Origin of the sequence: Sphingobium sp. 22B, from assembly GCF_001580035.1 — a bacterium.
Lineage (GTDB): Bacteria > Pseudomonadota > Alphaproteobacteria > Sphingomonadales > Sphingomonadaceae > Sphingobium > Sphingobium fuliginis.
The window spans coordinates 501,372-524,914 of the sequence record NZ_LTAB01000001.1; the positions used below are offsets into that span (position 1 = coordinate 501,372).

General features: G+C 66.8%; 29 protein-coding genes. 6 read left to right on the forward strand and 23 right to left on the reverse strand.

Features of this window, described 5'->3' with window-relative positions:
- Positions 1-8: 8 nt before the first annotated feature.
- From A0J57_RS02255 to A0J57_RS02300, 11 genes are all read right to left on the reverse strand, one after another.
- Positions 9-524, reverse strand: coding sequence for a DsrE family protein (locus tag A0J57_RS02255; RefSeq protein ID WP_061938085.1), 516 nt, complete (start codon positions 522-524; stop codon positions 9-11).
- Positions 514-1,494 (reverse strand): class I SAM-dependent methyltransferase, encoded by a 981-nt coding sequence (locus tag A0J57_RS02260; RefSeq protein WP_064232569.1) that lies wholly within the window; start codon positions 1,492-1,494, stop codon positions 514-516. The genes A0J57_RS02255 and A0J57_RS02260 overlap by 11 nt, the downstream gene beginning before the upstream one ends.
- Before the next feature lie 19 nt (positions 1,495-1,513).
- A complete protein-coding gene (locus A0J57_RS25140) occupies positions 1,514-1,645 on the reverse strand; it encodes a DUF2474 domain-containing protein (protein WP_082718721.1) in 132 nt (43 codons plus the stop codon).
- Positions 1,626-2,624 carry a cytochrome d ubiquinol oxidase subunit II gene (cydB, locus tag A0J57_RS02265; protein WP_061938028.1) on the reverse strand — a complete coding sequence of 333 codons (999 nt, stop codon included), beginning with the start codon at positions 2,622-2,624 and terminating at the stop codon, positions 1,626-1,628. The genes A0J57_RS25140 and cydB overlap by 20 nt, the downstream gene beginning before the upstream one ends.
- The gene (locus tag A0J57_RS02270; RefSeq protein WP_061938031.1) at positions 2,621-4,027 is read right to left on the reverse strand and encodes a cytochrome ubiquinol oxidase subunit I; all 1,407 of its coding nucleotides are present in this window, start codon (positions 4,025-4,027) and stop codon (positions 2,621-2,623) included. Before A0J57_RS02270 ends, cydB begins: the two co-directional genes overlap by 4 nt.
- A gap of 83 nt (positions 4,028-4,110) precedes the next feature.
- On the reverse strand, positions 4,111-4,740 hold the full coding sequence (locus A0J57_RS02275; RefSeq protein WP_061938033.1) for a peroxiredoxin: 630 nt from the start codon (positions 4,738-4,740) through the stop codon (positions 4,111-4,113).
- Positions 4,741-4,753: 13 nt separating this feature from the next.
- Entirely contained in the window at positions 4,754-5,542 is a 789-nt protein-coding gene (locus tag A0J57_RS02280) for a sulfite exporter TauE/SafE family protein (RefSeq protein WP_061938036.1), read from the reverse strand.
- Positions 5,539-7,116: a bifunctional protein tyrosine phosphatase family protein/NAD(P)/FAD-dependent oxidoreductase gene (locus A0J57_RS02285; protein WP_061938039.1), complete on the reverse strand. Its 1,578-nt coding sequence runs from the start codon at positions 7,114-7,116 to the stop codon at positions 5,539-5,541. Before A0J57_RS02285 ends, A0J57_RS02280 begins: the two co-directional genes overlap by 4 nt.
- Before the next feature lie 17 nt (positions 7,117-7,133).
- Positions 7,134-7,550: a DUF6691 family protein gene (locus A0J57_RS02290; protein WP_170978391.1), complete on the reverse strand. Its 417-nt coding sequence runs from the start codon at positions 7,548-7,550 to the stop codon at positions 7,134-7,136.
- On the reverse strand, positions 7,550-7,987 hold the full coding sequence (locus A0J57_RS02295) for a YeeE/YedE family protein (RefSeq protein WP_061938045.1): 438 nt from the start codon (positions 7,985-7,987) through the stop codon (positions 7,550-7,552). The genes A0J57_RS02290 and A0J57_RS02295 overlap by 1 nt, the downstream gene beginning before the upstream one ends.
- The gene (locus tag A0J57_RS02300; RefSeq protein WP_061938048.1) at positions 7,987-8,901 is read right to left on the reverse strand and encodes an MBL fold metallo-hydrolase; all 915 of its coding nucleotides are present in this window, start codon (positions 8,899-8,901) and stop codon (positions 7,987-7,989) included. Before A0J57_RS02300 ends, A0J57_RS02295 begins: the two co-directional genes overlap by 1 nt.
- Positions 8,902-8,989: 88 nt before the next feature.
- Here A0J57_RS02300 and A0J57_RS02305 point away from each other — a divergent pair, with 88 nt between their 5' ends.
- Both A0J57_RS02305 and A0J57_RS02310 read left to right on the forward strand, forming a co-directional pair.
- Entirely contained in the window at positions 8,990-9,607 is a 618-nt protein-coding gene (locus tag A0J57_RS02305; protein WP_076605708.1) for a peroxiredoxin, read from the forward strand.
- Positions 9,604-9,993, forward strand: coding sequence for a helix-turn-helix transcriptional regulator (locus A0J57_RS02310; RefSeq protein ID WP_061938088.1), 390 nt, complete (start codon positions 9,604-9,606; stop codon positions 9,991-9,993). The genes A0J57_RS02305 and A0J57_RS02310 overlap by 4 nt, the downstream gene beginning before the upstream one ends.
- 32 nt (positions 9,994-10,025) lie before the next feature.
- On the opposite strand, the gene A0J57_RS02315 is transcribed toward A0J57_RS02310, so the two are convergent.
- Both A0J57_RS02315 and A0J57_RS02320 read right to left on the reverse strand, forming a co-directional pair.
- Positions 10,026-11,348 carry an ATP-binding protein gene (locus A0J57_RS02315; protein ID WP_061938054.1) on the reverse strand — a complete coding sequence of 441 codons (1,323 nt, stop codon included), beginning with the start codon at positions 11,346-11,348 and terminating at the stop codon, positions 10,026-10,028.
- A complete protein-coding gene (locus A0J57_RS02320) occupies positions 11,345-12,004 on the reverse strand; it encodes a response regulator (protein WP_061938057.1) in 660 nt (219 codons plus the stop codon). Before A0J57_RS02320 ends, A0J57_RS02315 begins: the two co-directional genes overlap by 4 nt.
- Before the next feature lie 87 nt (positions 12,005-12,091).
- Between A0J57_RS02320 and A0J57_RS02325 the strand changes: the two genes are divergently transcribed.
- The 4 genes from A0J57_RS02325 (at position 12,092) to A0J57_RS25150 (ending at position 14,959) form a co-directional block, all read left to right on the forward strand.
- Positions 12,092-12,898: a TlpA family protein disulfide reductase gene (locus A0J57_RS02325; protein ID WP_061938060.1), complete on the forward strand. Its 807-nt coding sequence runs from the start codon at positions 12,092-12,094 to the stop codon at positions 12,896-12,898.
- A complete protein-coding gene (locus tag A0J57_RS02330; RefSeq protein WP_061938063.1) occupies positions 12,895-13,590 on the forward strand; it encodes a DsbA family protein in 696 nt (231 codons plus the stop codon). The genes A0J57_RS02325 and A0J57_RS02330 overlap by 4 nt, the downstream gene beginning before the upstream one ends.
- Positions 13,591-13,693: 103 nt before the next feature.
- Positions 13,694-14,611 (forward strand): LysR family transcriptional regulator, encoded by a 918-nt coding sequence (locus A0J57_RS25145; protein ID WP_082718722.1) that lies wholly within the window; start codon positions 13,694-13,696, stop codon positions 14,609-14,611.
- Positions 14,612-14,650: 39 nt separating this feature from the next.
- Positions 14,651-14,959: a hypothetical protein gene (locus A0J57_RS25150; protein WP_076605704.1), complete on the forward strand. Its 309-nt coding sequence runs from the start codon at positions 14,651-14,653 to the stop codon at positions 14,957-14,959.
- A 15-nt stretch (positions 14,960-14,974) separates the two neighbouring features.
- Here A0J57_RS25150 and A0J57_RS02335 read toward each other — a convergent pair whose 3' ends face one another.
- The 10 genes from A0J57_RS02335 to A0J57_RS02380 are packed head-to-tail and all read right to left on the reverse strand — an operon-like array spanning position 14,975 to position 23,524.
- The gene (locus tag A0J57_RS02335; protein ID WP_061938065.1) at positions 14,975-15,199 is read right to left on the reverse strand and encodes a DUF2274 domain-containing protein; all 225 of its coding nucleotides are present in this window, start codon (positions 15,197-15,199) and stop codon (positions 14,975-14,977) included.
- Positions 15,196-16,416, reverse strand: a complete 1,221-nt coding sequence (locus tag A0J57_RS02340; protein WP_061938068.1) for a TrbI/VirB10 family protein — start codon at positions 16,414-16,416, stop codon at positions 15,196-15,198. The genes A0J57_RS02335 and A0J57_RS02340 overlap by 4 nt, the downstream gene beginning before the upstream one ends.
- Positions 16,413-17,429 carry a P-type conjugative transfer protein TrbG gene (trbG, locus tag A0J57_RS02345; RefSeq protein WP_061938071.1) on the reverse strand — a complete coding sequence of 339 codons (1,017 nt, stop codon included), beginning with the start codon at positions 17,427-17,429 and terminating at the stop codon, positions 16,413-16,415. Before trbG ends, A0J57_RS02340 begins: the two co-directional genes overlap by 4 nt.
- Entirely contained in the window at positions 17,426-18,109 is a 684-nt protein-coding gene (gene trbF / locus A0J57_RS02350; RefSeq protein ID WP_061938074.1) for a conjugal transfer protein TrbF, read from the reverse strand. The genes trbG and trbF overlap by 4 nt, the downstream gene beginning before the upstream one ends.
- Positions 18,110-18,112: 3 nt before the next feature.
- Positions 18,113-19,423 (reverse strand): P-type conjugative transfer protein TrbL, encoded by a 1,311-nt coding sequence (gene trbL, locus A0J57_RS02355; RefSeq protein WP_062017010.1) that lies wholly within the window; start codon positions 19,421-19,423, stop codon positions 18,113-18,115.
- A 1-nt stretch (position 19,424) separates the two neighbouring features.
- Positions 19,425-19,712, reverse strand: a complete 288-nt coding sequence (gene trbK-alt, locus A0J57_RS02360) for a putative entry exclusion protein TrbK-alt (RefSeq protein WP_061937655.1) — start codon at positions 19,710-19,712, stop codon at positions 19,425-19,427.
- A 5-nt stretch (positions 19,713-19,717) separates the two neighbouring features.
- On the reverse strand, positions 19,718-20,476 hold the full coding sequence (gene trbJ / locus A0J57_RS02365) for a P-type conjugative transfer protein TrbJ (protein ID WP_061937658.1): 759 nt from the start codon (positions 20,474-20,476) through the stop codon (positions 19,718-19,720).
- Positions 20,473-22,962, reverse strand: coding sequence for a conjugal transfer protein TrbE (gene trbE / locus A0J57_RS02370; protein WP_061937661.1), 2,490 nt, complete (start codon positions 22,960-22,962; stop codon positions 20,473-20,475). Before trbE ends, trbJ begins: the two co-directional genes overlap by 4 nt.
- Positions 22,959-23,228: a VirB3 family type IV secretion system protein gene (locus tag A0J57_RS02375; RefSeq protein ID WP_061937664.1), complete on the reverse strand. Its 270-nt coding sequence runs from the start codon at positions 23,226-23,228 to the stop codon at positions 22,959-22,961. Before A0J57_RS02375 ends, trbE begins: the two co-directional genes overlap by 4 nt.
- Positions 23,228-23,524 carry a TrbC/VirB2 family protein gene (locus A0J57_RS02380; RefSeq protein ID WP_235600767.1) on the reverse strand — a complete coding sequence of 99 codons (297 nt, stop codon included), beginning with the start codon at positions 23,522-23,524 and terminating at the stop codon, positions 23,228-23,230. Before A0J57_RS02380 ends, A0J57_RS02375 begins: the two co-directional genes overlap by 1 nt.
- Positions 23,525-23,543: the final 19 nt, after the last annotated feature.

The following is a 23,543-nucleotide window of genomic DNA, read 5'->3' on the forward strand; positions in this document are numbered from 1 at the left end:
TGCAGCGCTCAATCGGGAATGAGCGCCCAGCCCTTGAGCTGCAACGTCGCCAGCGTCACCATGGCAGCGAGATCGACTGTCACGTCCCGCGATACCGACGCCGGTTCGATGCCCGCCCGCCCGAGGGCCTGGCCGCAGACATGGATTTCGACGCCCGCTTGCCGAAGCGCCGCGATCAGCGCCGTGTTGGGATTGGCACGCCCAAAGCGCGCCTGATAGGCCGCATCGTTCATGATGATCGGCGTTGCGGGACCATGGATCACCGCGACCAGCGCACCGGGCGCGGGGTTCACGCCCTTCGAACCCAGCAGATTGACGAAGCGCGCGACGCGATCGAGCGAGGGGTTCACCTCTTCGGGCTTCGCGGCCGCCTTGGTGACGTTGAAGACCGCCCGGTAATTGACGGCCGTGTCGGGCTGATTGGCGGCATCGGGCAATGGCGTGATCGTACCGAAGCCGGCGATGACCGGATGCGCCGGATCGCGCGCACCCTGAGCCTGTACCGCACCGGGCTCAAAGCTCATGGCGAGCACCGCCAGCAGGAGAAACGGACGTCTGCGGTTCATCATAGCGCACTCCCAGCTTGTTCTTCCTGGCGGGGTCGCCGCGGCGGCCCTCACTTTGCTCGCCCGCCTCGGCGCTGACGAATAGCACCTTGGCGGACAGCGCAACGCCGTTCGCGGTCTCGTGGGCAGCGAACACACGCGCCAGATCCTCGCGGACGACATCCTGCAGGGCGCGGTCGCCTTTCAGCAGGTCTGCGACATGCATCGATTCCAGTACGAAGGCGGCGGCAGCATCGGGTTTGTTGCCCGGCCCGCCGATATAATAGGCGCCCTCCCACGGCACGATGTGCGGCTCGGCGAAGCCGGCTCGGGTCAGGAGGTCGCGAAGATATTCCGGTTCGCCCAGAGCGAAGGGTCCGGGCGCGCGGGGCGCGGGCTTGGGCATCTCGACATGCCTTGCGAGGACATCCGTCACCGCTACGAACCAAGGGTTCTCGCCGGCCCTTGCCCACACCGCGATATCGAGCCGGCCGCCGTCGGCGACCATGCAGCGCAGATTGGCAAAGGCCGCATAGGGATCGTCGAAGAACATCGTGCCGAAGCGCGAGAACAGGCGATCGAAGGGAGCCGACGCGGGCATGGCGACGCCCGCGTCACCCAGCTCGAAAGCGATATTGGCGATGCCTTCGGCCTCGGCGCGCGAGCGCGCCGCCTCGACAAGCGCCGGCGAAATATCAAGACCCGTCACCGCGCCATCGGGGCCGACTGCCCGCGCGATCTGCCGGCTCGTCCACCCGCCGCCGCAGCCGATGTCGATCACCCTCTCGCCGGGGCGGTAGCCGGCCTGGGTCAGCAGCGCCGTGCCGATCGGTTCGATCATGCGCTCCAAACCGTCGAGATTGGCGAGCCAGCGCTCGCCCGATCCACCCGCCCATTCCGATGCCGGCAGCCCGCCATCCTTATGCCCGTCGGTCAGCTTGTCATTCATAGCGGGCGCTCCCTTGCGCTTACTGTTTGAGCACCAGGCGGATGCCATAGGCGACACCCGCGAGGATCACGACGCTCGCGAGCCAGATCGCCGCGAACCAGAGCAGCCGCCGCCAGAGCGGGCTTTGCGGTTCAGTGGTATCCAGTCTCATCGACTTTCCCTCGGAAGACCCAATAGGCCCAGACCGTGTAGGCGAGAATGACCGGCACCAGCACGGCCGCGCCGATCAGCATGAACACCTGGCTGCGCTCGGGCGCTGCCGCCTCCCAGATCGAGACTCGCCCCGGGATCACGTCCGGCCAGATCGAAATGGCGAGGCCGATCATCGAGAGGCCGAACAGCGCCAGCGTCAGGAAGAACGGCGTCCAGTCCCGCCCCTTGAGGATCGCGCGCCACGCGAGGAAGCCGGTGACGGCGACCAGCAGCGGCATCTGCGCGCTGGCGAGCACGCCGGGCCATTCGAACCAGCGGCGGTAATATTGACCTTCGAGAAACGGCGTCCACGCGCTCACCACCGCGATCGCGACGAGCAGCGCGGGCAGCAGCGGCTTCGCGATGCGGCGGGCCTGATCGTGCAGCGGTCCTTCGGTTTTCCAGATCAGCCAGCAGGCGCCCAGCAAGGCGTAGCCGATCAGCAGGCTGACGCCCGTCGCGATCGAGAATGGCGACAGCCATTCCCACCATCCGCCGGCATAGGCGCGGCCCTCGACCGTGATGCCCTGCAGCAGCGCGCCGAGCGTGATGCCCTGCGCCAGCGTCGCGACGATCGAGCCGGCACTGAACGAGAAATCCCAGAAGCGCCGGTGCGCCGGATCGCGCCAGCGGAACTCGAAGGCCACCCCCCGGAACACGAGACCGAGCAACATGGCGATCAGCGGCGCATAGAGCGCCGGCAGGACGATCGCATAGGCGAGCGGGAACGCCGCGAGCAGGCCGCCGCCGCCCATCACCAGCCAGGTTTCGTTGCCGTCCCAGACGGGCGCGATGCTGTTCATCGCCATGTCTCGGTCGCGGCCGACCGCGAAGCGCGGGAACAGGATGCCGATCCCGAGATCGAACCCGTCCATCACCACATAGGCAGCGACGGCGAAGGCAATGATGCCGGCCCAGACGATGGTGAGATTGATCATGGCTGGCCTCCCTCGATCGCCGGGGCCGGCGTGATGCCGGCGGTGCGCACCGGGCCATGGATAGGCACGGGATCCTCGTGCGGCTCCGGCGGCTTGGCCATGAGCTTGAGGATATACATCGTGCCGGCGCCGAAGACCGCGAAATACACGGTGATGAAGGCGAGCAGGGACGCGGCGACCGCCGGCGCGTCGAGCGGCGCGACCGACTGCGCCGTGCGCAGCAGGCCATAGACGGTCCAGGGCTGGCGGCCGACTTCGGTCGTCACCCATCCCGCGATCACCGCGACGAAGCCCGATGGCCCCATCACGATCGCCGCACGGTGCAACCAGGGCCAGTCGTAAAGCCGCTTTCGCGCACGCGCGAGCAGGCTCCAGAGCCCGAGTCCGAGCATGGCGAAGCCGATCCCGACCATGATCCGGAAGGCCCAGAACACCGTCCCGACCGGCGGTTGCCGATCATCGGGCACGGTATCGAGACCGGCCAGCGGCGCGTTCGGATCGTGCTTGAGGATGAGCGATGACGCCTTGGGTATCTCGACCGCGAAATCGACCCGTTTTTCCGTGCTGTTGGGGATGCCGAACAGGATCAGCGGGGCGCCAGCGGGATGGCTTTGATAGTGCCCTTCCATCGCCATGACCTTGGCGGGCTGATGCTCCAGCGTGTTGAGCCCGTGCATGTCGCCCGCGAAAATCTGGACCGGCGCGACCAGCGCGGCCATCCACATCGCCATCGAGAACATGGTGCGCGCGCCAGGATTGGTGCGATCCTTGAGCAGGTGCCAGGCGCCCACCGCACCGACCACGAACGCGGTCGTGAGATAGGCGGCGATGACGGTGTGGACGAGGCGATAGGGGAAGCTGGGATTGAAGATGATCGCGGCCCAGCTCGGGCCGGGCAGGAACTGGCCGTTCGCGCCGATCTCGTAGCCGGTCGGCGTCTGCATCCAGCTATTGGCCGACAAAATCCAGAATGCGGAGATGAAGGTTCCGAGCGCCACGAGGCAGGTCGCCGTGAAATGCAATTTCGGGCCGACCTTGTTGATGCCGAACAGCATGACGCCGAGGAACCCGGCCTCGAGGAAAAAGGCGGTCAGCACCTCATAGGCCATCAGCGGGCCGATCACCGGCCCGGCCTTGTCGCTGAACACTGACCAGTTGGTGCCGAACTGGTAGGACATGACGATGCCGGAGACGACGCCCATCGCAAAGGCTACCGCGAAGATCTTCAGCCAGTAGCGGTAGAGGTTGGCATAGACGCCGCTTCCGGTCTTCAGCCACAGCGCTTCGAGCACCATCAGATAGCTCGCCAGCCCGATCGAGAAGGCCGGGAAGATGAAGTGGAAGCTCACCGTGAAGGCGAACTGCGCGCGCGCAAGAAAGAGAGCATCGAACGATTCGAACATGGCCTGTCCTCAACGGCGTCGGCTTGGCGCGCCCATGCATGTGGTGGCGGGGAAGCGACCCAGGGCCGCTCCTCCGCGGCGATTCAGTCGACCATCGTCGTGCGCAGGTAGGATCGATGCTCGGTCCAGCCTTGCGGAAACAGGCGGCGGGCGTCCTCGTCGCCGATCGACGGCGGGATGATGACCTCCTTGCCCGGCATCCAGTCCGCCGGCGTGGCGATCCGGCTCCGGTCGCCGAGCTGCAGCGCATCGATGACCCGCAGGATTTCATCGAAGTTGCGCCCGACGCTCATCGGATAGGTCATCGAGAGCCGGATTTTCTTCATCGGATCGATGATGAACACCGAGCGCACCGCCGCCGTCTCGCTCTGCTCGGGATGGATCATGTCATACATGCGGGCGATGGCGAGATCGGCGTCGGCCACGATCGGGAAGCGCAGATCGGTATGCTGGGTCTCGTTGACGTCCGCGATCCACTTGCGATGTTCGTCGGCGGTGTCGGTGGACAGGCCCAGGGGCTTGGTGCCACGCTGCGCGAACTGCTCGGCGAGCTGCGCGGTGCGGCCCATCTCGGTCGTGCAGACCGGCGTGAAGTCGGCGGGATGGCTGAAGAAGAACACCCAGCTATCCCCGGCCCACTCGTGGAAGCTGATCGGCCCGAGCTGGGTATCGACGGTGAAGTCAGGCGCGGTGTCGCCGATGTGCAAAGTCATGGTCTTGTCCCTTTCATGCAAATAGCGCGGCGCCGCTCTTCCACAGCATGTAGAAGGCGACTGCGAAGATCAGCGACGCGAAGACGATGGTGAGCCGGCCAGTGCTGGCGCCGAGGCGGCGCGCGAGCCGGGTGCCGGCGAAGCTGCCCGCCGCGCCGCCCACGATGAACAGCAGGGCGAGCGGCCAGTCGATCAGGCCGGAGAAAGCGTAGTTGGCCGCCGTCGTCAGCCCGAAGGCCGTGACCGCGACCAGCGAGGTGCCGACCGCGAGCAGGATCGGCATGCCGGTCGAAGCCACCAACCCCGGCACGATCAGGAAGCCCCCGCCGATGCCGAAGAAGCCCGAGAACAGGCCGGAGCCCAGACCATAGCCCGCGACCTTGGGGGCTTTCTCGCGCGTGCATTCGGCGCGGGGGTCGCCAGGGTCGCCGCGGCGCTTGAGCATCAGCGCGCCGACCACCAGCATAACCAGCGCGAACAGGAACAGCAGCTTGTCGCCGTCGACCATCTTGCCGAAGGTCGAGCCGAGCGCCGCGCCGACGATGCCGCTCGCCGCGAAGATGCCGCCGCAGCGCCATTTGACGTTATGCGCCGATGCGTGATTGGCGAGGCCCGTGGCGGCGTTCGCCGCGACCGCGAGCGCGCTGGTGCCGATCGCGACATGTGCGCTCGGCACGCCGACCACATAGACCATCAGCGGGACCGCGAGGATCGAGCCGCCGCCGCCGACAAGGCCCAGGCTGAACCCGACCAGACCGCCCGACGCGAGGCCGAGCACATATTGAACGGGTTCTAGCGTCATTGCGGCTGATCGACGCGCGCCGGCCTGGCGAGCCATTCGCGCCCCTTGAGCATGCCGTGCCAGTAGATCGGCGGCAGTATGCGATCCTTCAGGAACCAGGCCCGCCGTGTCGGCCGACGCCCGTCGAGCAGCCAGGACGGGAAGCTCGGCAGCAGCTTGCCGCCATAGCCGAACTCGGCGAGCACGATCTTTCCGCGCTCGACCGTCAGCGGGCAGGAACCATAGCCGTCATAGGCCGCTTGAGGGGCCTTGCCGTCCAGCATCGCCAGCAGATTGATCGCAACGACGGGCGCCTGTTTGCGCGCCGCCGCCGCCGTCTTGGCATTGCTCGTCGTGGCGACATCGCCGAGTGCAAAGACATTGGGCCATCGGCGATGCTGTAGCGTGGCCGGGAAGACCTCGACGAAGCCGGTCTCGTCGGCGAGCGGGCTTGTCGCCACGAAGTCGGGCGCGACCTGGGGCGGCACCGCATGGAGCATGTTGAAGGAGCGCGCAAAGGTCTCGGACCGCTGCCCGAGCATGCGCCGGAACACCGCTCGCCGCCCCGGGCCGTCTACCTCGATAAGGGTGGAGCCGAGCTGCAGCCCGATCATATAGCGCTCGATGTAGCGCATGAGCGCGGGCACATATTCAGGGACGCCGAACAGGACCGAGCCGGCGGTGTGGAACTCGACGTCGATCTCCCGCAGCCGCCCGTCCCGTTCCCAGGCATGACAGGAGAGATACATCGCCTTTTGCGGCGCACCGGCGCATTTGATCGGCATGGGCGGCTGCGTGAACAGCGCTTTCCCCTTCGCCAGCGTGCGGACCAGATCGCGCGTGTAGGGCGCAAGATCATAGCGGTAGTTGGACGTGACGCCGTTCTCGCCCAGCGCCTGACGCAGGCCGGGGATGGCGTCCCAATCGAGCTTGATTCCTGCCGCGACGACGAGCGCGCGATAGCCAACCCGCGCGCCCTCGGCCAGTTCGACCTGATTGTCGTCGGGATGAAAGGCCGCAGCGCGCTGGTGCAACCAGTGCGCCGCAGGTGGCATGACATCGGCCATCGGCCGGAATGTCGCCTCCGGTTTGAAGACACCCGCGCCGACCAGCGTCCAGCCCGGCTGATAATAGTGGATTTCGGCAGGCTCGACGACGGCGATCGACAGGTCCGGCTGCCGCTTGAGAAGACTGGCGGCACAAGCGATACCCGCACTGCCGCCGCCAACGATCACCACGTCATAGTCCAGGGCAGGCCCGCCCGCCTTCATCGCAGCCGCGTACATCGCCTGCGAACGCGCGCCGGTGCGACAAAAGGCGAGAATCGGGCCGGGTAGCCTTTCGATCGCCTCGCGCATCGCCTGTGCGTCAGGCGGCGCGATATCGCGTGTCGTGACCGGCAGATGGGCAAAGCTGAGCCCGGCCGCCTCCGCCGCCTCTGCGACGGCCTTGGCGCTGGGTTGTCCGGCATCCTCGCCGTCGGGCCGGTTCGAGATGATCGCGCGAAAGCCGAGCGCGGCGATCGCGGCCATGTCCTCGGGGCCTACCTGCCCGGTCGTCGAGAAATCTCCGGTGACGGACGTGATCTTGTCCATGGCAAGTGCCTTTCGGGCTATCGGTTACGGCTCGCCCACAGCCTATGAAGAACCATCCCCGCCGCCATGGCCGCGATGAACGGAACTGTGGAAAGCGGCGCGAGGCCGAGGTTTGCGATTGCCGGGCCGGGACAGATGCCGCTCAGCCCCCATCCGACGCCGAACAGCAGCGCGCCGATCGCCAGCGGAGCATCGAGCTTGGCGGTTGCCGGAACGCGGAAGGGCTCGCCGGACAGCGCGTGCGGTGCCCGCCTCTGCACGCGCCACGCGACCGCCATCGGCAGGATCGCGCCCGCCATCACGAAGGCGAGTGTCGGATCCCAGCGGCCGAAGAGATCGAGAAAGCCCGTCACGCGCGAGGGATCGGCCATGCCGGACACAGCGAGGCCGGCGCCGAACAGGATACCACCGGCAAGAGCGATGACGACGCGCATCAGAGCAGCCCTGCCAAGCGCATCAGCCCGACGGTGGCAAAACCCGCCGCCATGAACAGCCCGGTTGCGACGAGCGAGCGCGGCGATAGCCGCGACAGGCCGCAGACCCCGTGCCCGCTGGTGCAGCCGCTGCCGAGCCGCGTGCCGAAACCTACGAGCAAGCCGCCCACAACCAGCAAGGCGAGCGAGTCCGGGAACACGATACGCACCGGCCCGGCCAGCATCACCAGTGCCGCGCCAAGCGGCAAGCCGGCCACGAAGGCGAGCGCCAGCTTGCGGTCCGCATCCGGCCCGCTCAGCCCCAAGGATGTCGCCGCGAGACCGCTGACCCCGGCGATCCGGCCGAGGCCGAGCAGCATGATCGCACCAGCGACGCCGATCATCAGTCCGCCGACAAAACCCGCGACCGGCATCGCATCGCCGAGCAGCGCGTCCATCACAGCGCGTCCAGCGGGATTTTCAGATAGCGCGTGCCGTTCTCGTCGGGTTTGGGCAGCTCGCCCCCGGCCATGTTGACCTGGATCGAGGGGAGAATGAGCTTGGGCATGCCGAGCTTCGCGTCGCGCGCCTCGCGCATCTCAACGAAGTCCTGTTCCTCCACGCCGTCATGGACATGGACGTTGGATGCGCGCTCTTCGGCGACCGTCGTTTCCCACCGGAAGTCGTCGCGCCCCGGTGCCTTGTAGTCGTGGCAGAGGAACACGCGCGTCTCGGGCGGCAAGGTCAGCAGCCGGCGGATCGAACGGAACAGCGTGCGGGCATCGCCGCCGGGAAAATCGGCGCGAGCGGTTCCGTAGTCGGGCATGAACAGCGTGTCGCCGACGAATGCCGCATCGCCGATCACATAGGCAAGATCAGCGGGCGTGTGACCGGGCACATGCAGGACCGTCACCTTGAGCTTGCCGATGGCAAACTCATCCCCGTCCTCGAACAGGCGATCGAATTGCGAGCCGTCCCGCGCAAAATCGCTGCCGGCGTTGAACACCTTGCCGAAGATGTCCTGCACCGCGAGGATCGCCTTGCCGATCGCGAGCTTTCCGCCCAGCTCGCGTTGGAGATACGGCGCGGCCGACAGGTGATCGGCATGGGCGTGCGTTTCGAGCAGCCATTCCACCGTCAGCCCCTGCTCGCGCACATAAGCGATGATGGCGTCGGCCGATGCCGTCGCGGTGCGGCCCGCAGCGGCGTCGTAGTCCAGCACGCTGTCGATGATCGCGGCGGCGCGCGTCTCCAGATCGTGCACCACATAGCTCGCCGTGTTGGTCGGCTCGTCGAAGAAAGATTTGACCTGCGGGATGCCTTCCAGCGCGGCGCGGACCTGCACGCCGGTGCGATCGAGGATCGGATCCATGGTTACGGCCTTTCGCAATCACTGTTAGACATATTTGTAAGTGTGTATGTATGTTGCGTCAATCTGTAAGTGATGGGACATGGCCGTGATGACCGCTGAGATTCCTGCTCCCACATCGCGCCCGCTCCGGATGGGCGACCCCGCGCCCGACTTCGAAGCACGCACCACCAAAGGCCCCACGCGCCTGTCCGATTATCGCGGCCGCTGGTTGGTATTCTTCTCGCATCCCGCGGACTTCACGCCGGTCTGCACGACCGAGTTCGTGGCGCTGGCGAAGGCGCAGCAACAGTTTGAACAGATGGACTGTGCGCTGCTCGCCCTCTCCGTCGACAGCCTTTATTCGCACCTCGCCTGGACGAAGGCGATCCATGAGCTGTTCGACGTCGAGATCGGTTTTCCGATCGTCGAGGATCCATCGATGGCGATCGGGCGGGCTTATGGGATGCTCGACGATGCCGCGCACGACAGCTCGGCCGTGCGCGCGACCTATTTCATCGATCCCGATGGCGTAATCCAGGCGATCACCCATTACCCGATGACTGTCGGCCGCTCGGTCGACGAGATGGTCCGCATGGTGGCCGCGCTCCAGATCGTGCGCGACGGCGATCAACTCGCGCCGGAAGGTTGGCGGCAAGGCCAACCGACTTTGCGCCCCGCGTCGAATAGCCCCGACGGCGCCGACTGGTTTTGCCGGGCATCGTCGTGACCGAGCTTTGGCAGAGCCGCGAGCGGGCGGACATCGCCGCCGAGAAGCTGAAGGCGTTCGCCCAGCCACAGCGGCTCATGGTGCTCTCGCTCTTGCTCTCGCAGGGCGAACAGCCCGTGTCGGCGATCGACGAGGCGACGGGGATCGGCCAACCGGCGCTCAGCCAGCAGCTTGCCGAGCTGCGCAAAGCTGAACTGGTGACAACCCGCCGGCAGGCGAAGCAGGTCTATTACAGCCTCGCCGATGCCGCGACCGAGCTATGCGTTCGCAGCATCGAGGCGGTGTTCGGCTCGGGCGATCCCCGGTTGGCGCCGTCCGGAACGCCAGCTCGCAACGTGAGTGCTTCCGGCGCAGCGGCCTTCGCGCGCATCCTCGACGGCAGCTAAGACCGCATCACGGTCATAGGCCCCGCCACGCCCTACGATCGTGGTCCGAAGCGGATCGCAGCGAGGAGCCCGCCCCCTTCCGCGTTACGCAGTTGCAATGTCGCGCCGGACGCATGGGCTGCGGCCTCGACAATCGAAAGTCCGAGCCCGCTGCCGGCTCCGTGACCGCCCGCGCCGCGTTCGAAACGACGAAGCAAGCGCTCGCGGTCCTCGGCCGCGATCCCCAGGCCCCGGTCGATCACCCGGATTTCGGTATGCCTTTCGTCTTCTTCGCATTCGAGACGCACCTCGCCGCCTTCGGAGGCGTAGAGGATGGCATTCTCCACGAGATTGCCGATCGCCAGACGCAGCGCGTCCGCCGTCATGGGGACGGCGATGAAAGAGCAACCATGGCCTGTCACCATCTTCATGCCCGCTGCCTCAGCCGCGCCCCGATAATCGTCCAGAACCTCCGCCAAGGCGTCATCGACAAGCGTAGTCGCGGGACAATGATCCTCGACCCGGCTTTCCTCGCGCGCCAGGTTGAGGAGCTGGCGGACCAGCCTGCTGGTGCGATCGACCGAGCGGGTAATCTGCTCCAGGGCATGATCGCGCATGCCGGCGTCGCGCGCGCGCCGGGCGACTTCGGCCTGGGTCTTGAGGCCCGCCAGCGGGGTCTGCAGTTCATGCGCGGCATTCGCCACGAAATCGCGCTCGGCGCGCCGCGCAGCGTCGAGGCGGCGGAGCAGCCCGTTCATCTCCTGCACGACCGGGCGCATCTCCACGGGTGAAGCGCCTTCATCGAAGGGCGCCAGCGCGCTCGGCGATCGCGATGCGATCCCGCGTGCCAACGTATCGAGCGGTCGCAGGCCGCGCCGGACTCCCAGCCACAGCAGCACACCGAGTGCCACCAGACCGGCGAGCGCCGGCGCCAACAGACCGATCATCATGTCGGTGACGAGCCGGCGGCGAACGCTCAGATTGTCGCCGACCATCACGCGCAGCCCCTTGGCGGCATCGATATGCGTGTAAACGCGCCATTGCTGCCCGCCGATCTCGCGTTCCGCGAAGCCTGCGCCTCCGCCACCGAGGGGCGCATCGGGCGCGCCGGCCGAACGACCGACAAGGTGGCCGCTCAAGGACCAGATCTGACACGACAACTGCCGGGTATAGGCTGATGGCGTGACCTGGCGCGGCTCGTCGCGCAGCGGGATGTCGAGCGCGGCCACCATCCGCGCCGCCTCCACCAAACGGCCATCGAGCACCCGCTGGACTTCGGCCCGGGTAGAGAGCGCCGTCCACGTCGCCGCGCCCGACCAGACGAGCAGCGTGATGGCGGCGACGAGCGCGAACAGCCTGACCCGGAGCGAACTCATGACTGCGCGATCCGATAGCCTTCGCCGCGCACCGTCAGGATCATCTCCTTGCCGAGCTTGGCGCGTAGCTTGTGGATATGCACCTCGACCGCGTTGCTCTCCACTTCGTCGTTCCAGCCATAGATGCGGTCCTCGAGCTGGCCCCGAGAAATGACATGGCCGGGCCGGCTCGCGAGCGCGTGCAGGATCGCATATTCGCGCCGTGACACGCTGACCTCGTGGCCATCCAGCGCGACGATGCGCCGTGCCTCGTTGATATGAAGCCCGCCGAGCGAGATCACGCTTTCGGCGCGGCCATCGCAGCGACGCAGCAGCGCGCGCAGCCTGGCCGACAGCTCGCTAAGGTCGAAGGGCTTGCCGAGGTAATCGTCCGCCCCGCCATCGAGCCCGTCGATCCGATCGGACACCATATTGCGTGCGGTCAGGAGCAGGATCGGCGTCGAGACGCCGGCGCGGCGCCACTCCCCGAGCAGATCGAGGCCCGAGCCATCCGGCAGGCCGATGTCGAGGACTATAGCGGCATGGTCGGCACTGGCCGTTACGGCCCGGGCATCGGCGCAGTTGGACACCGCGTCGACCTCGAAGCCGTCGAGGCTCAGACCGGCTGACAGCCCGTCGCGCAGCACTTCGTCGTCTTCAACAATCAGTATCCGCATGGTCTCGCACCTCTACGCCGCTACCTTATCGCATCCTTAAGGTGGGTGCTAAGCCAGCCTTAAGGTTGAGGAAACACGACGCTCCACATGGACGGCGTGCTTCAACTTGGCCCCCTCATGATCGCGATCGACCGCATCGTCGTGGTCGCCTTGCTATGGGCGTTTCTGAGCGCAGGCGCGTTCATCGCCGCGCGCTCGCAGACCCGCGCCGGCCGTGCGGCCTGGTGGGCCGCCCTCACAGGCATCATCGCCGCGCGGGTCGGCTATGTGGCCGAGAACGCTGATGCCTTCGCTGTCGAGCCCTGGACGGTCCTGGCGCTCTGGCAAGGCGGCTTTTCGTTATGGCCGGGTGTGATCGCCGCGGCCGCGGTCATCATAGCGCTGCTCTGGCGCAGCCGGGCGATGTTTGCCCTGATCGCGGCGCTGGCGGTCCTGACAACCGTGCAGCTCACCACGTCGGCGCTGCTCGCGCCTGCCTCCCGCCCCATGCCGGGCAACGTCATCCTCGCCGAACTGGATGGTCGGCCCGTCGATCTGGCATCGCTGCGCGGGCGTCCATTCGTGCTCAATATGTGGGCGAGCTGGTGCCCTCCGTGTCGCCGCGAAATGCCGATGCTGATCGAAGTCGCCGCGCAGTCGGACGTGCCGATCCTGCTCGTCAACCAGGGCGAGGATGCGGCGCAGGTCCGCGCCTATCTGGAGCGCGAGCGGCTGTCCCCTGCCTCCGTCAGGCTCGATCTCGAAGGCACCCTCAGCCAAGCCACAGGGTCGCGGGCGATGCCGACCACCCTCTTTATCGACGCCGAGGGCCGCATCCAGCGCACCCATGCCGGCGAGATATCCCGCGCGGCCCTGCAGGCCGAGCTTCGCGATCTAGGAAGGAAAACGTCATGAAGAAGATGGTCGTCCTGGCCGCCGCTGTCGTCGTTCTGCTGGTAGCTGGCATATTCGCGTTGCGATCCATCGATGGCAGCGACGCCCGCGCTCAGTCCGTCGCAGAAGCCGGAGACACCCGGCCTAGCGCCGAGGGCGAGCGTATTCGCCGCCAGATCCAAAATGACCCCGTGGCGCCGACGGTGGCGCCGCAGGGGCATGACGTGACCATCGTGTTCTTCACCGACTACCAATGCCCCTTCTGCCGCAAGATGCACCCCGTTCTCGAAGCGCTGTTGCGCGAAGACCCAAAGGTGAAGCTGGTCTATCGAGACTGGCCGATCTTCGGCGCGGCCAGCGTCGAAGCGGCGCGCGCGGCGATCGCCTCGCAGTACCAGGGCAAGCACGCCGAGTTTAACCGAGCGCTGATGCAGAGCCAAGGCAAGCTGTCCTCTGAAAGCATCCGCGCCGCCGCCGACCGCGCGGGCATTGATCGAACTCGGCTCGCGGCGGATTTGAAGAAACATGGCACCGAGATCGATCAGGCGCTCGGCAGAACCAGCCAATATGCCGCGATGATGGGGCTGTCCGGCACGCCGGGCCTGTTGATCGGTCCCTACCTCGTGCCGGGCGCGGTCGAACTTTCGGGGCTTCGGCAAGCAGTCGGAATGGCGCGGGGAGCTGCGACAGAAGAAGTTCCGCAGCGACGCTAGGCGCATTTGCCGAGAGAAAGAGAATCTTCCACCGCCATACCGGTAATTATGCTCGTCGTGAAAGGTCCAGAAAACCCGGTTCATAAGGAGTGATCAACAAGCTGTGCCCTTCAATATACGACAGCTTAGATATGCCATCATGGCGGCCGATCACGGTAGCTTCTACCGCGCGGCGCGAGCGTTGGACGTCGATCAATCAACTTTGAGCCGCGCTATTGTTAGACTGGAGCGCTCGATCGGTATGCCAATCTTCGAGCGCTCACGCTCGGGGGTCAAAATGACCCTGGCCGGAAGCACATTCATTCGTGGCGCCAAGCCGATGGTGGACACTGCCGACAAGCTGGTGGCCATGATGCGTGCAGCGGGTCAAGGCCGTGCTGGCGGCCTGATGCTCGGACACAATAGCTCGGTCTCCGCTGGGCATTTGCGCGCAACGCTGATGAACTGGAGTGAAACACACCCGGAAGTGGATGTGGAATGCGTTGAAGCCGACCGAAGTGTCCTTCTGGCAGGACTGGACACCGGAGAAATCGATATCGCGATCCTGATGGGCACTGCAAGCCAAAACGGCTTTCGTTGCGAGGCGGTATGGAGTGAGCGAATGCTTGTCGCGCTGCCGGCGCTCCATCCGCTTGCAAACCAAGACGTTGTCCACTGGACTGATCTTAGAAGAGAGCGGTTCTTGTTACCGGCCGCTGATCCCGGCCCTGCCATCCGAGATATATTACTTGGGCGTTTGGCAGTTTCTGGCAGCAACCCGAACATCCGAATAGCTCGCTCGAGCCGAGAGACAGTGCTGAGCGTACTCGGTGCTAGCTCTGGGGTGAGTGTTGTTTGCGAGGGATCGACCGGTGTGCGCTATTCTGATGTGGTATATCGGCCAATACACGGGGAACAAGGCCCGGCATTATCTACATTTTTCGCTTGCTGGCGCGAAGATAACAGAAATCCTGCTCTTTGCAGATTTCTTGCTTTCATCAAATCACGCCATGCACTCAACTTTGAACTTGTTAAAAAATAATTGGTAAAGCAGTGTAGAAAATAGTTGGAGCGAGGCACCATGTCGCAAGGCAAGACAATTATCATCGTGGTCGTCAGCTTAGTCATCGGTTTCACGGGCGGGTTTGTCCTACGACCAACGATTGCACCGATTCCTCAAGCGACTACCGCTTCAACCAGCCCTGCCGTGGCTACGGCATCGAACCAGGCGCGCGGGACGCAGTATTTTGTCGCTCATATAGACGAAGCTCGACAGGTGGCGGCCGGGTGTCGTGACGGCTCGGTGCGTGGCGGCGAATGCGCCACGGCTGAAGAAGCGATCATCAAGGTCGATGCTCAAGAACGCCGGCGACGCTTTTTTGGTAATTGACAGCGGCGAGGCGGATTAGCCTCTTGAGGTATGCCGCCGCCGGGAAAACCCTCGGTCGCTCGCCATAAACTTCGCGAGCATCGGCGAGACGAGCTTTTCGGGAGCGACGGCTTCCCCGCCGGTCTCGGCCGCAAGCGCGGCGGCATAGGCGGCAAGATCGCGGTGGACGGCGGCGGGCAGCTCGACAGTCAGCTTGACGGGTCGATCGTCAGCCAACGGCCCCAGCTTCAACTTGGTCATCGCGTTCCTCCGATGGGTTCGAGCACCAGGTCGCGGGTCAGAACCACGCGCAGCGGATACCCTGGCCGGATGGTGAGCGTCGGCTGCACGTTGAGCTGACGGCGCACGATCTGCTGGCCGGTTTGATTGATGGTGTCCTGCGATCCGCGGCGCAGCGCGCGGGTCAGGTCGTCCTCACTGTCCGCGCCCACCTCGGCTCCGACGCCGAGCAAGGTCGAGACGGCCGCTGCCTTGAGCAGATTGCCCCAATGCTGGTTCACGCGGTCCTGTAGCCCCGCGAACCCTGCGCCGTCCGCGCCGGGCTGGCGCTCGAGAACCATCGAGCGCCCGTCCGGCAATATCAGCCGATCCCACGCGAGCAGCACACGGGTCTGCCCGGCCGCGATCTCGCTGTCGTATTCGCCGATCAACCGCGCACCTTGCGGGATGAGCAGGATGCGCCCGGTGGGGCTGTCATATACGTTGGCGGTTACTTGGGCGGTGATTTGGCCGGGCAAGTCCGAACGGATACCGGTGATGAGCGCAGCCGGGATGATGCTGCCGGCCTGCACGATGTTGGGCGATGCTGGAGCGGTCAGCCGCTCGATGCTGACCGTGCGTTGGTTGGCGGCCTGCGCCATGAAGGCGCGCTTGCCGGCCTGATCCCCTTGCGCTGATTGCTGCGCGGGCTCCTGCCCGGACGGTCCTGGCAAGCCCGACGCCGAGGCAGGCTCCGCACCCGCACGCGCGCCGCCGCTGCCGAGGAAGACCGAGCTGGTACGGGCAGCGTCGCGCTCCTGAGCGGCGCGCTGCCGGGCCGCCTCCGCAGCCTGAGCGCGCGGATCGGGCGGGCCTGGCTGCGCGCCTATCGGCGGCGCGGTGACATCCTCGCCGCGCCGCTGTGCCGACACGATCGGACGGCCGAGGTCGCCGGGAAGCGGTGGGCCGAGCCGGGGCGCTTGAGCGTAGTCGCGTGGCCCGGACGTGATCGCCTCGGAGGTGGCGCGGCTATCGGTGTTGTAGAGTTCCTGCGCCGCCCTCTCGCCCGGTGGCCGCAGCGCATAGATCAGCGAACCGCCGATACCGAGTCCGGCGGCGACGCCGACGACGGCGAGCGCCTTACGGGATAGCCGCATGACGCGGGGCGTATCGCCGCGAAGCTGGAACGCGGTTGGATCAGGGCGAGCCGACTGCGGGGCGGGCCGCTCCTCTGCTGGCGAAGCCTGGCTGTCGGTCACGGCCGCGCCCTCCGTCCGTCATCGCGCACGATGCGGACGCGCTGTTCGCTGCGCCGGTCGCCCAGGCGCAGCTCGGCGGCGGCGAACAGGCGATCGACCACCATGTAGCGGCTTTGGACACGGTAGTTGACCAGCTCGGCGTCGCCGGCCGCGCCGGTCACGAACAGCGGCGGCATCTCGCCCTGCGAGATCCCGGCCGGAAACTCGATGAATACCTGTCGGCCATCGTCGAACGCGCGAACGGGCTTCCACGACGCGCGATCGCCTTCGATCCGGTAGCGGAAATTGAGCGCGGACACGTCCACGCCGCTCGCGATCGGCGCGGCGGCTGCGGCGGCGGCATTGCCGCCGCGCAGCGCGATGAGCTGGTCTTGCGGGTAGGTCCACGACACCGACGCCATATAGGTCGAGGCCGTCGCCCGCAGCTCCACATGGTAGGTGCGGCGGTCGGTGTTGATGATGAGGTTCGTAACGAGGTCGGGCCGTGTGGGCTTCACCAGGATATGCACACGCGCCGTAGGGCCGCTGCCGCTGATAGTGTCGCCGATGATCCAGCGCACGGTATCGCCCGCCGCGACCGGCCCCGGCCCCACAAGCTGCTCGCCTTCCTGCAAGGTTATGTCCGTCACTTGTCCGGGAGCGGCATAGACCTGATAGAGCGCGCCGTCCGTCCACGGATATTGCTGAATGGCGTTGAGGAAGCCGTCGCGCACGGGCTGGATGCGCGCGGCGTCGTTGGCAGCGCCGACACGGCGGCGGGGATCGGCAGGCTCCGGCGGTCGCGGGCTCTCCGTCACCGGTTTCAACTGGCCGGGCAGCGGCAACGGCTCAGGGATCGTCACGATCTCGACGGCGCGCGGTGGTTCTGCCGCTGGCGTCGCCACGATTGCCGGGGCCGGATCGTCAAAGGCGATCACGGGCGGCTTGGCCGACGTGGTGGCACAGCCGGCGAGTGCGGAAGCAGAAATTAACAGCGCGGCCGTGGCGGCGCGGCGGATGGGTATGCCGGTCATTGCGACAGCTCCTTCGACCAGTTGAGGGCGTTGACGAATACGCCGAGTGGATTCTTGCGCAGAGCGTCGGGTGTGCGCGGCGGCTGGACGACGATGGTGAGGATCGCCGACCAGCGTTCGGTGGCGGCAAGGCTGCCGTCCTGATAGCGGCGCTCGATCCAGGCGACCCGGAAGCTGTCGGGCGATGCCCGGATGACGCTCGACACTTCCACCGCGACCTGCACCCGCCCGACATTGGCGAACGGATCGTTGGCCCGCGCGTAATCGTTGAGTGCGAGCGCGCCGCGATCGGTGGTGAAATCGTAGGCCCTGAGCCAGTTCTGGCGGACGATGACCGGATCGGCCGGGATCGCGCGGACCTGCTCTATGAAGCGGGCGAGATGGAACGCGACCTGCGGGTCGGTGGGACGGTAGCCGGCGTCGGCCGGCGCGACCGCTTGGGCCTCGCCGAGCCGATCGACCTGCACGACCCAGGGGACGATATGGCCGCGCGTCGATTGCCAGACCAGACCGCCGGCCAGACCGCCCGAGAGGGCCAGCGTCCCGAAGAAGGCGAGCCGCCAGTTCTTCGCCTGCACGCGCGCCGAGCCGATGCGGTCGTCCCATGCCTGCGCTGCGCGCTGATAAGGGGTGGCCGGTTCGGGCGTCTGGCCGTAGCGGATGCTCGGTCGCTTGAACATGGATCAATCCTTCTGGCTGGTGTCGACGGACGCGCCGCTACCGCCGCCATCGCCGGAGCGCAGCGTGTGGGCGGCGATGGTCGCGCCGTGGGTCATGGTCTGGCGGTTCTTCATCGCGGACGCCCAGGCGGGCGCGCCGGTCGGTGCGTCCGGCGACGGCATGGAGCTGCCGCCCGAAATGGTCCCGCCGGTGGCAGTAACGGCGGCACGTCCGCCGGAACGGTAGCTGTCCTTGAGCGAAGCTGCTGCCTTGCGCAGCGGCGACATGGCTGCGCCGACGGCGGCTTGGCCGACGCCGCCTGCGCCTCCAGCGACTGCGGCCGCGCCGGACTTGCCGGCCGAACCGAGCGCATAGGCGCTGTTGGCGGCGCCTGAGGTGAAGGCAGCGCCTCGCGCAGCCCCGCCGACCGCGCCCGCCGCCGCGCCGACGCCGAGGCGGGCCGCAGCGGCGCCACCGGCCAGCGCGCCACCGGCTGCGAGCACGGTTCCCGCTGCGGCCCCTGCGCCAAGCGCCGGGCCGCCGGAGACGATGCCATTGGCGATCGACGGGCCGAAGATGCCGAGCCCGAGCAGGCAGAGCGAGGCAAGCGCGACCGCCATCGCGTCCTCGATGCTCGGCTGCGCGCCGCCGAATCCGGCGCGGAACTCGTCGAACAAGGTCGAGCCGATGCCGACGATGACGGCGAGCACCAACACCTTGATGCCCGACGAGATCACTAGGCCAAGCACGCGCTCGGCCATGAAGGCGGTCTTGCCGAACAGGCCGAACGGGATCAGCACGAAGCCGGCGAGCGTCGCCAGCTTGAACTCTATCAGCGTCACGAAAAGCTGGATCGCCAGAATGAAGAAGGCGAGGATGACCAGCAGCCAGGCAATCAGCAGCACCGCGATCTGGATGAAGTTCTCGAAGAACGCGACCCAGCCCATAAGGTCGGAGATCGACTGGAGGATGGGTTCGCCGGCCTCCAGCCCGACTTGCGCGACGCGGCCCGGCTGGAGCAGCTCGGCGGCGGTGAAGCCGGTGCCGGACGCTTTCAGTCCGAGCCCGGCGAAGCTCTCGAAGACGATGCGCGCCAGGCTGTTCCAGTTGCCGATGATGTAGGCGAAGACGCCGACGAACAGGGTCTTCTTGACGAGGCGCGCAATGATGTCGTCGCCTTCACCCCACGTCCAGAACAGCGCGGCCAGGGTCACGTCGATGACGATCAGGGTGGTGGCGATGAACGCCACCTCGCCGCCGAGCAGGCCGAACCCGCTGTCGATGTAGCGGGTGAAAACATCCAGAAAACGATCGACGACGCCGGTGCCGCCCATGTCAATTCTCCTGCGGGGTAGCGCCATCGGCGCGCGCGCCGGGCGCAAGGAACCGGCGGCGGTTCTCGGCCCAGGCGCGCAGGCAATCGGGGTCACTTGCCCCGGCCGCGCCGATTGACTGGCAGCGGCGCAGCTCGATCAGCAGCGGGTCCGTCGCCGATTTCTTGGCGACGGCCGCCGGCCCCGCGCGCGGTGATTCGGGCGCACGGCTCATCTCGATCGCCGTCATCGTGATGGCGATGGCGATGAAGATGACGGCGCCGATGCGCGCGAGGAGCTTGCTGTCCATGACGATCAGTCGTGGAACATGCGGGCGTTGCCCGGCTGATAGCCGGTGGACCGGGTGAGGAAACGGCGGAGCCGCTCGCGGCTTTCGGCTTCGACGGCGGCGTTGCGCGCCGAATCCAGCGCCTGAGCCCGACCCTGCGCGGCGAGCAGCGCCGTCAGGTCTGCGAGCTGCTGCGATTGCAGCGCGAGAAGTTGATTGCCGGCCTGCGCGGCCTGAAGCGCGCCCGTCGCCGACTGGCTCGACGTGACCAGGCCGTCCATCGTCGTGCGCGCGCCGTCGATATTGCCGACGACGCCGGCCTGAACGCGAAGCGCGTCCTCGAACGCGCCGACGCTATCCTCCCAACGCGCATTGGCGTTGGCGACCATCTCCGCATGGGTGCCGGTGAGCGCCGCGCCCTTGTAGCGGCCGTTGAAGACCTGCTGGACGTTCTGCACATCATAGGCGATGCGCTGCGCCTCGCCGAGAAGCTGCTGGGTGCGCTGCACCTGCTGCTGCAACTGCTGGAGCGAGTTGAATGGCAGCGACGCCAGATTGCGCGCCTCGTTGATGAGGCTGGTCGCCTGCTGCTGGATTTGCTGAATCTGATTGTTGACCTGCTGGAGCGACCGCGCGGCCGTCAGCACGTTCTGCGCATAGTTGGTCGGGTCATAGACGATTCCGCCGAACTGAGCGTGCGCCGGCGTGGCGGCAGTGATGCCGATCATGCTCGACGTGGCGATGGCGCCGGCCAGCATGGCACGGCGCAGGATGGAGGTCTTCATGGGGTCATGTCCTTCAAGGCAAGGGGGAACTGGCCGGGTTCTTCCCGGCGGCCGGCCAGCGGATCGGATTGGGGATCGGGAAGAAGCTCGACCGCCCAAGCGCAGCCGCGACGACGCAGCCACTCGGCCGCGAACTCCGACTGCCCGTGGGCGGCGATGATTTCGGCGATGGCGAGCTGGTCGGTTTTGGCCGAGGCGGCGGCGAACGCCAGCGCGACCTCGCCCAGCCCTAGCTCGAACAGGCGATTGCCCCGCCGGCTCTGGCAGTAATAATCCCGCTTGGGCGTTGCCCGGCTCAGTATCTCGATCTGGCGGGCGTTGAGTCCGAACCGCTCATAGATGGCGGCGATCTGCGGCTCGGCGGCCCGCTCGTTCGGCAGGAAGATGCGCGTCGGGCAGGACTCGATGATGGCCGGCGCGATGTCGCTCGTCTCGATGTCAGCGAGGCTTTGCGTGGCGAAGACGACGCTGGCGTTCTTCTTGCGCAGCGTCTTCAACCATTCACGGAGCTGCGCGGCGAAGTCGGGGCTGTCGAGGACCAGCCAGCCCTCGTCGATGATGATAAGCGTGGGCGAGCCGTCCAGCCGATCGCCGATGCGGTGGAACAGGTAGGACAGAACCGCGGCGGCCGAGCCGGCGCCGACCAGGCCCTCGGTCTCGAACGCCTGCACGTCGGCTTCGCCGATCCGCTCGGCCTCGGCGTCGAGCAGCCGGCCCCATGTCCCGCCGATACAGTATGGCGCGAGCGCCTGCTTGAGTTGCTGGCTTTGGAGCAAGACGGCAAGGCCGGTGAGCGTCCGTTCGGTGGGCGGCGCGCTGGCGAGCGAGCCAAGTGCCGACCAAAGATGCTCCTTGGCCTGCGGATCGACCGCGACGCCTTCGGAGGCGAGGATCGCCGCCAGCCATTCCGCCGCCCAGGCGCGCTCCGCCGGATCGTCGATGCGCGCGAGCGGCTGGAGCTGCACGCCGTCGCCGGCCTCGTCGGCGAGCATCCCGCCGAGATCCTGCCAGTCGCCGCCCATGCCGATCGCGGCGGCGCGGATGCTGCCGCCGAAGTCGAAGGCGAAGACTTGGCTGCGTTCGTAGCGGCGGAACTGCATCGCCATGATCGCGAGAAGCACCGACTTGCCGGCGCCTGTCGGGCCGACGATCAGCGTGTGGCCGACGTCGCCGACGTGAAGGGAAAACCGGAACGGGGTCGAGCCTTCGGTTCTTGCGTAGAGCAAGGGGGCTGCACCGAAATGCTCGTCCCGTTCCGGCCCCGCCCATACTGCTGACAGGGGGATCAGGTGGGCGAGATTGATGGTGGAAATCGGGGACTGGCGGACGTTAGCGTAGGTGTGGCCGGGGAGACTCCCCAGCCACGCCTCGATCGCGTTCATGCCCTCGGGGATGACGGTGAAGTCGCGGCCCTGGATGACCTTCTCGACCAGCCGCAGCTTCTCGTCGGCGATGGCGGGATCGCGATCCCACACCGTCACGCTGGCGGTGACATAGGCCATGCCGGCATAGTCTGCGCCCAGCTCCTGCAGGGCGGTGTCGGCGTCGGCGGCCTTGTTCGATGCGTCGCTGTCCATAAGGGCCGACGCTTCGTTGGTCATCACCTCTTTCAAGATCGCCATGACGCTCTTGCGCTTGGCGAACCACTGACGTCGGATGCGGCTCAGCAGCTTGGTCGCGTCGGTCTTGTCGAGCATGATCGCGCGGGTTGACCAGCGATACTCGAAGGCGAGCCGGTTCAGCTCGTCAAGCAAGCCGGGAAAGGTCACGCTCGGGAAGCCAACGACAGTAAGCGTCCGCAGATGATGCTCGCCGAGCTTTGGTTCGAGCCCGCCGGTCAGCGGCTCGTCGGCCAGCAGCGCGTCGAGTTGCATCGGCGTTTCCGGCACGCGAACGCGCTGGCGGCGCGTCGAAACCGTGCTGTGCAGATAGGTCAGCGTCTCGGCATCATCGAGCCAGCGGACCTCGGGCACGAAGCCTTCGACCAGGTTGAGCACGCGGTCGCTGCGATCTGCGAAGCCCTTGAGCAGCTCGCGCGGATCGACGCCGGTGGTGGCGCGACCCTCGTAGAGCCAGCCTTCGGCGCGCGTGGCGTCCTCCGCCGGCGGCATCCACAGCAGCGTCAGGAAGTAGCGGCTCTCGAAGTGAGCCCCTTCCTCGCGGAACTGTTCGCGCCGCTCCATATCGACCAGCGCCGACACGGGATCGGGGAATGCGCCGCCGGGATAGTCAAGCGCGGGCGTGCGCTGCGCCTCGACGAAGATCGCCCAGCCCGATCCGAGCCGGCGCAGTGAATTGTTGAGCCGCGATGTTGTCGCGACCAGCTCGGCCGGCGTGGCGCTGTCGAGATCGGGACCGCGGAAGCGGGCGGTGCGCTGAAACGACCCGTCCTTGTTCAGCACGACGCCTTCGTCGACCAGCGCGGCCCAGGGCAGGAAGTCGGCAAGGTACGCCGCCTTGTTGCGGTATTCGCGCAAACTCATCATGGCCGCATCCAGCTCGGGTAACGGAGGTGGCGGCGGGCCACGTCCACGAATTGCGGGTCGCGGCGTGCGGCCCAGACGGACAGCGCATGGCCGATCACCCAGATGACCATCCCGGCGATCCATAGCCGCAGGCCGAGACCGATCGCGCCCGCCAGCGTCCCGTTGACGATGGCGAGCGAGCGCGGGGCGCCGCCGAGCAGGATCGGCTCGGTCAGCGCCCGGTGGACGGGGGCATAGAAACCCGCGATCGGCTCGCCCGCTTCCATCAGACCAGCGCTCCGCCGCCGAACGAGAAGAACGACAGGAAGAAGCTCGACGCGGCGAAGGCGATCGACAGGCCGAACACGATCTGGATGAGTTTCCGCGCACCGCCTGACGTGTCGCCGAAGGCGAGCGTCAGCCCGGTGATGATGATAATCAGCACTGCGATAATCTTCGCCACCGGCCCCTCGATGCTTTCGAGGATCGACTGGAGCGGCGCTTCCCACGGCATCGACGAACCGCCGGCATGGGCGGGAACAGCGAAGGTCAGCGCGATCACGCTGGCGGTGGCGGTAAGCATGGCGCGGTGTGCGCCATGC